This window comes from Aliiroseovarius sp. (assembly GCF_030148435.1).
GTDB lineage: Bacteria > Pseudomonadota > Alphaproteobacteria > Rhodobacterales > Rhodobacteraceae > JASBTN01.
This window is the reverse complement of record NZ_JASBTN010000076.1, coordinates 1-5,819: the sequence shown is the minus strand read 5'-3', so window position 1 is coordinate 5,819 and position 5,819 is coordinate 1. Positions and strand designations below refer to the sequence as shown.

6 protein-coding genes are annotated in these 5,819 nt (G+C 63.0%); 4 read left to right on the top strand and 2 right to left on the bottom strand.

Translation table 11 applies throughout. The features are described 5' to 3' along the window. The first annotated feature begins 73 nt into the window (after positions 1 to 73). Positions 74 to 991, top strand: coding sequence for an EamA family transporter RarD (gene rarD / locus Q1V43_RS13375; protein ID WP_300518877.1), 918 nt, complete (start codon positions 74 to 76; stop codon positions 989 to 991). Here rarD and Q1V43_RS13370 read toward each other — a convergent pair. Then, entirely contained in the window at positions 955 to 1,512 is a 558-nt protein-coding gene (locus Q1V43_RS13370; RefSeq protein WP_300518875.1) for a TIGR00730 family Rossman fold protein, read from the bottom strand. The two genes, rarD and Q1V43_RS13370, sit on opposite strands and share 37 nt — an antisense overlap. Positions 1,513 to 1,607: 95 nt before the next feature. Here Q1V43_RS13370 and Q1V43_RS13365 point away from each other — a divergent pair, with 95 nt between their 5' ends. After that, positions 1,608 to 2,864, top strand: coding sequence for a LysM peptidoglycan-binding domain-containing protein (locus Q1V43_RS13365; protein ID WP_300518873.1), 1,257 nt, complete (start codon positions 1,608 to 1,610; stop codon positions 2,862 to 2,864). Positions 2,865 to 2,882: 18 nt separating this feature from the next. On the opposite strand, the gene Q1V43_RS13360 is transcribed toward Q1V43_RS13365, so the two are convergent. Then, entirely contained in the window at positions 2,883 to 3,209 is a 327-nt protein-coding gene (locus Q1V43_RS13360; RefSeq protein WP_300518870.1) for a metalloregulator ArsR/SmtB family transcription factor, read from the bottom strand. Between the two features lie 82 nt (positions 3,210 to 3,291). On the opposite strand from Q1V43_RS13360, the gene Q1V43_RS13355 reads away from it, so the two are divergent. Both Q1V43_RS13355 and Q1V43_RS13350 read left to right on the top strand, forming a co-directional pair. Beyond that, on the top strand, positions 3,292 to 5,118 hold the full coding sequence (locus Q1V43_RS13355) for an ABC transporter ATP-binding protein/permease (protein WP_300518867.1): 1,827 nt from the start codon (positions 3,292 to 3,294) through the stop codon (positions 5,116 to 5,118). Then, positions 5,115 to 5,555 carry a GNAT family N-acetyltransferase gene (locus Q1V43_RS13350; protein WP_300518864.1) on the top strand — a complete coding sequence of 147 codons (441 nt, stop codon included), beginning with the start codon at positions 5,115 to 5,117 and terminating at the stop codon, positions 5,553 to 5,555. Before Q1V43_RS13355 ends, Q1V43_RS13350 begins: the two co-directional genes overlap by 4 nt. Positions 5,556 to 5,819 lie beyond the last annotated feature (264 nt).

Genomic DNA, 5,819 nt, shown 5'->3' with positions numbered 1-5,819 from the left:
CATGGCGTCAGGTGATCCGTCTCGCGGGCGGTCAAGCCTTGACCTGCCGGTCAATGTCGGGCCCAAAGGGCGGATGAGCGAGACCAAAAAAGGCATCCTGGCCATGGTGGCGGCCTGCGTGATCTGGGGCTTTGTGCCGCTGTATTACGCGCTTTTGTCCCATGTGCCCCCCTTGGAGGTTCTGTCGCATCGCACGCTCTGGTCGCTGGTGCTGTTCGGCGTGCTTCTTTCGGTGCAGGGTCGGCTGGGGGAGCTACCACGTATCCTGTTGACCTGGAGGGGTTTTCTGCTGATCTCGGTGGCCAGCCTGATGGTCTCGACCAATTGGGGCGTCTTCATCCTGTCGGTGCAGATCGGAAAGGTCGTCGAAAGCAGCCTGGGCTATTTCATCTTCCCGCTGGTGGCGGTCGTGCTGGGCCGATTGGTCTATGGCGAGCGGCTGAGCGCGGTGAAATGGCTGTCGGTGGGCATCGCGTCCGCGGCGGTGGTGCTGTTGACTGTCGGGCTGGGCGTCGCGCCCTGGATTTCTCTGATCCTTGCCTTCACATTCGGGCTGTACGGCGTGATCAAGAAGGCGCTGGATGCGGGACCGGTGGTCTCTGTCACCGGCGAAGTTCTGGTATTGGCCCCTCTGGCGGCGGTCTGGCTGGCCGGCGTGCACCTGGGCGGCTGGGAGGGGGTTACGGGCCGCAATGGAGCCGTCTTTGGTCAAGACCTGCGCGATAGCCTGGTGCTGATCGGATCGGGCCTGACCACGGCGGGCCCCTTGATCCTGTTCAGCTATGCCTCGCGCCGGCTGAACCTGTCCACCGTCGGGCTGCTTCAGTACATCAACCCCAGCTTGCAGTTCTTTTGCGCCGTTGTGATCCTGGGCGAAGCGGTGACGCCGTGGCACCTGATCGCCTTCCCGATGATCTGGGCGGCGCTGGCCTTGTTCTCAGCGGATGCGATCCGTCAGGACAGGGCGTCCCGCAGAGCGCGGCGCAGCTGATCCACGGTATCGACGACGCAGAGAAAGCCCGTCACGCTTTCATCGGCAAACCCTTCGGCGACGATATGGTCCAGCATGCTCACCAGCGGCGACCAGTAGCCATCGACATTCAACAGGAAGATCGGCTTCGCGTGCAGCCCGAGCTGGCGCCAGGTCAGGGCCTCGAAGAACTCGTCCAGCGACCCGGCCCCGCCCGGCAACACAACGATTGCGTCCGAGTTCATGAACATGACCTTCTTGCGCTCATGCATGTTCTCGGTCACGACGTATCGGGTCAGATCGCGCTTGCCGACTTCGCGTTTGACAAGGTGTTCGGGAATCACCCCGAATGTCTCGGCGCCCGCGGCCTGGGCGCTGCGCGCCACCGTCCCCATCAGCCCGACATCTCCCGCGCCATAGACGAGGCGCCAGTTTTCAGCGGCCAGGGCAGCGCCAAAGGCCTCGGCGGCCTTGCGGTAGCCGGGGCGCCCCCCATCACGTGCGCCGCAATAGACACAGACCGAGAATTTCGCGTTTGACATGGAGGCCCCCAGGGAATGTTGTTTTGACCCTTGTTAGAGCGGTTGTTAAGGTCGCTCAAGCGTCAGCCCGAAGACGTTGGCGCAAGGGGGAAGACATGGCTGTTGAAAACAGGGGTTCAGGGACGAGCAGTGGCCTGGCCATTCTGGGTGGTGCAGCGGGCGCGGCAGTGCTTGTCGTTGTAGGGTATCTGATTTTTCAGGCGATGCAGGGCGACACGCCCGCGTCGGTCCCGGTGGCCGACTCCGAACCTCCAGCTGTGACAGAGCCAGTACCCGCACCCGAGGTGGCGGACGCCGCGCCGGTTCCCGCCGCAGAACCCGCAGAACCTGCTGCACCTGCTGCTCCGGTGGCTCCGGAATTCGACGTGGTGCGCGTGGATCCCGACGGTCAGGCCCTTGTGGCCGGACGCGCCGAACCAGGGGCACCTGTCTCCGTGATGGTGGATGGTGAGGAAGTCGCGACAGCCGAAGCGAACGCGTCGGGCGAATTTGTTGCCATGTTCTCGATGGATGGGGATGGCAGCCCGAAAGTGGTAACACTGAATGCCGGTGGCGCCGAGGTGGTTGCCTCCGCCGAAAATGTGATCGTGACGCCGGTCGCGCCGGAACCAGTGCCCGCCGAAACACCTGCCGAAACACCTGCCGAAACGCTGGCCGAAACACTGGCCGAAAAACCAGCCGGAATGCCCGCCGGAATACAGGCCGATCCGGTTGAAACCGCAGAACCGGAACCGGCCCCGCCCGCTGCACCGGTTGAAACCGCAGAGCAGGCCGACCCCGTGGCAGAACCGGTCGCCCCGCAGGTGCTGTTGGCCGACGAAAGCGGCATCACCGTGTTGCAGGATGCGGGCGACACACCGCTTGAGGTGATGGAAGTCATCTCGATCGATGCGATTTCCTATGCGGAGGACGGCGCGGTGGAGCTGACCGGGCGCGGGCGCGAGGACCGTCAGGTGCTGGTCTATCTGGACAATGCTCTGATCCGCACAGTGCGCGTGGGCGAGGACGGCCAATGGCGCGCACCGCTGCCGGATGTGGGGACAGGCGTCTATACCCTGCGGGTGGATGAGGTGGACGAGGATGGCACCGTCATCTCGCGCAGCGAAACGCCGTTCAAGCGGGAAGAGCCTGCCGCGCTTGTCTCCTCCGCCGTTTCCGGTGGTACGGACGCCCCGGGCCGTCCGCCGATCGAGCGTATCACGGTGCAGCCCGGATCGACCCTCTGGGCGATTGCGCGCGAGAAATATGGCGAGGGGATCATGTATGTGGAAGTCTTTGACGCCAACCGCGACCGCATTCGTGATCCGGATCTGATCTACCCGGGTCAGGTCTTTGAACTTCCTGATCAGTAAGGGAAAACCGCGCCCGGTCTATTTGCCCATCGCCTCTTGCGCGCAGGCGCAGATGTCGGGGTCGGCACCGCAGCAATCGTTCAGCAAGTAACCGATCGTGCCACCAAGCGTGTCCTTGCGGATCCGGTAGATCACCTGTCGCCCCTGTTTTTGCGAGCCAATCAGCCCGGCCTGTTCAAGCGCATTCAGGTGAAAGGTCAGGGCCGAGGGCGACACCCCCAGGGCGTCGGCAATCGCGCCGGCGGCGCGGCCGTCTGTCATGCAGGGCACAAGCAGGCGCACGATTTCCAACCGGGTTTCGTGGGCCATGGCCGAGAGGGCGGTGAGGGCTTTACCTTTGTCCATCTTTCAATTATTCAAGAATGGTTGAACTATCCCCTGTCTAGCCCATCTGCCCGGCAAAGGCAACACAGCAGAAAGCGTATCCATGCCCCCCTCCAGGATCACCTCGACGGAAGCGCCCACCGGTGGATGGCGGACCATTCGCAAGGTCGCCCCCTACCTCTGGCCCGAAGGACAGACCTGGGTCAAACAGCGTGTCGTTTTTGCCATGCTGTTCCTGCTGGCCTCGAAACTGGTCAGTGTGGGCACGCCCTTCCTCTACAAGGCGGCGGTGGATGTGCTGTCGGGTGAAGCGGCGGTGGATCCGGCCTGGATGCTGGGGCTGGGGGCTGCCGGGCTGACCGTGGCCTATGGCCTGGCACGGGTCATGACCAACGGCTTCCAGCAGCTTCGCGATGCGATCTTCGCCAGGGTCGGACAGCGGGCCCTGCGCGCGCTGGCGCTGGAGACCTTTACCCATATGCACAACCTGTCGATGCGCTATCACATCACGCGCAAGACCGGGGGGCTTTCGCGCATCATCGAACGCGGCGTGAAGGGGGTCGAATTCCTCCTGCGTTTCATGCTCCTTTCCATCGGCCCGCTGATCCTGGAACTCCTGATGATCGCGGTGGTGCTCTATTTCGTTTTTGATGTCTGGTATCTGGCCGTGGTGGCCGGCACCATCGCCGTTTATGTGTGGTTCACCTTCAAGGTAACAGAATGGCGCGTGCGAATTCGCAAGGAAATGAACGACCAGGATACGGACGCGAACCAGAAAGCCATTGATTCCCTTCTGAATTTCGAGACGGTCAAGTATTTCGGGGCCGAACGGCGCGAGGCCGAACGCTATGACGTGGCCATGGCGGGGTATGAGACCGCAGCGCTGAAGACATCGTACACGCTGGCCTTCCTGAACTTCGGTCAGGCCCTCCTGATCACCTGTGGGCTGGTCGCCGTCATGGTCATGGCCGCCGTCGGAGTGGGCAATGGCGCGCTGACGGTGGGCGATTTCGTCATGGTCAACGCCTACATGATCCAGATCACCCTGCCTTTGAACTTCCTCGGCACGGTCTATCGCGAAATCCGCCAGTCGCTGGTGGATATGGGCGAAATGTTCGACCTTCTGGAGCAGCCCGCCGAAGTGCAGGACAAGCCCTCTGCGCCGGATATTTCCGTCAACGGCGGGGCGCTGGAGTTCGATGACATCCTGTTCGGCTATGATGCTGCGCGGCCTATTCTGAAAGGGGTCAGCCTGTCCGTCCCGGCCGGTCGCAATGTCGCCATCGTCGGTCCCTCGGGGTCCGGCAAGTCCACCATCGGGCGGCTGATGTTCCGTTTCTATGACGTGAACGAGGGGGCGCTGCGCATCGATGGGCAGGATGTGCGCGACGTGACGCAGGAAAGCCTGCACCAGTCGATCGGCGTGGTGCCGCAGGATACGGTGCTGTTCAACGATTCGATCTATTACAACATCGCCTATGGCCGCCCGGACGCCACCCGGGCCGAGGTCGAAGCCGCCGCCAGGGCCGCGCGCATCCATGACTTTGTTCTGGGCCTGCCGGACGGCTATGCCACGCAGGTCGGTGAACGCGGGCTGAAACTGTCCGGTGGCGAAAAGCAGCGCGTGGGCATTGCGCGCACACTGCTCAAGAACCCGCCGATCCTGCTGCTGGACGAGGCGACTTCGGCGCTGGATACGGAAACCGAACGCGACATTCAGGAGAGCCTCAAGGCCATGGGGCAGGGGCGCACCGTCATCACCATCGCCCACCGCCTGTCCACCGTGGCGGATGCGGACGAGATCGTGGTGCTGGAGAAAGGCGTGATCACCGAACGCGGCACCCATGAGACCCTGCTGGAGGAGGGTGGGCGCTATGCTTCCATGTGGGCGCGCCAGGCGGCCGAGGCGGAAGAGGAGAAAGCGGCATGAGCCTGACCATTCGCCCCGTTGCACCCGAGGATCGCGCCGACTGGTCGCGGCTGTGGGACGACTATCTGGCCTTCTACGGGCTCACCCGCGGGCCGGATGTGCATGACGCCACCTGGGCGCGCATCCTGGATTCGCAGGAGCAGATGTTTTCCCTGCTGGCCGAGAAGGATGGCCGGACAATCGGCCTGGCAAACTATTTGCTGCACAGGAGCTTCTGGGATATCGAGCCGCGCTGCTACCTGAATGACCTCTATGTCGATCCCGACGTACGCGGCACTGGCGCCGGGCGCGCCCTGATCGAGGCGCTGCATGCCCATGTCAGGGATCTGGGCGCGGTCAGCACCTATTGGCTGACCGCCGAGGACAATGATCCGGCGCGGCGGCTTTACGATACGCTCGCCGACAGGACGCCCTTCGTGCATTATCGGAAGGTGTGAACGCCAGGGGTCTGTCGCCCCTGTGGTTTCGTTTCCGGGTAAAAAAGGGCCGCGTCTTGCCTGCCCTTTGCGGTAAATGGTGCATGTGAGAACCTTGAAGGCTCGAAGCGCAATGTCGGCTTCGTCCAAGGTTTGTGGCTGCTGTCAGCGTGAGCTGCAGCGGCGACAAATCTAACAAGGAGGAAAGCGCGGGAGGATTTTGGTGCTATGGGGATAGTGGCTCAAGGCTTGGTTGGCCGATGCCCTGACGCTCGAAGCTGACGA

What these genes read in the sequence shown, in the direction of transcription:
- rarD (WP_300518877.1), top strand. Translation starts at nt 74, where the DNA reads ATGAGCGAGACCAAAAAAGGCATCCTGGCCATGGTGGCGGCCTGCGTG.
- Q1V43_RS13370 (WP_300518875.1), bottom strand. Translation starts at nt 1,512, where the DNA reads ATGTCAAACGCGAAATTCTCGGTCTGTGTCTATTGCGGCGCACGTGAT.
- Q1V43_RS13365 (WP_300518873.1), top strand. Translation starts at nt 1,608, where the DNA reads ATGGCTGTTGAAAACAGGGGTTCAGGGACGAGCAGTGGCCTGGCCATT.
- Q1V43_RS13360 (WP_300518870.1), bottom strand. Translation starts at nt 3,209, where the DNA reads ATGGACAAAGGTAAAGCCCTCACCGCCCTCTCGGCCATGGCCCACGAA.
- Q1V43_RS13355 (WP_300518867.1), top strand. Translation starts at nt 3,292, where the DNA reads ATGCCCCCCTCCAGGATCACCTCGACGGAAGCGCCCACCGGTGGATGG.
- Q1V43_RS13350 (WP_300518864.1), top strand. Translation starts at nt 5,115, where the DNA reads ATGAGCCTGACCATTCGCCCCGTTGCACCCGAGGATCGCGCCGACTGG.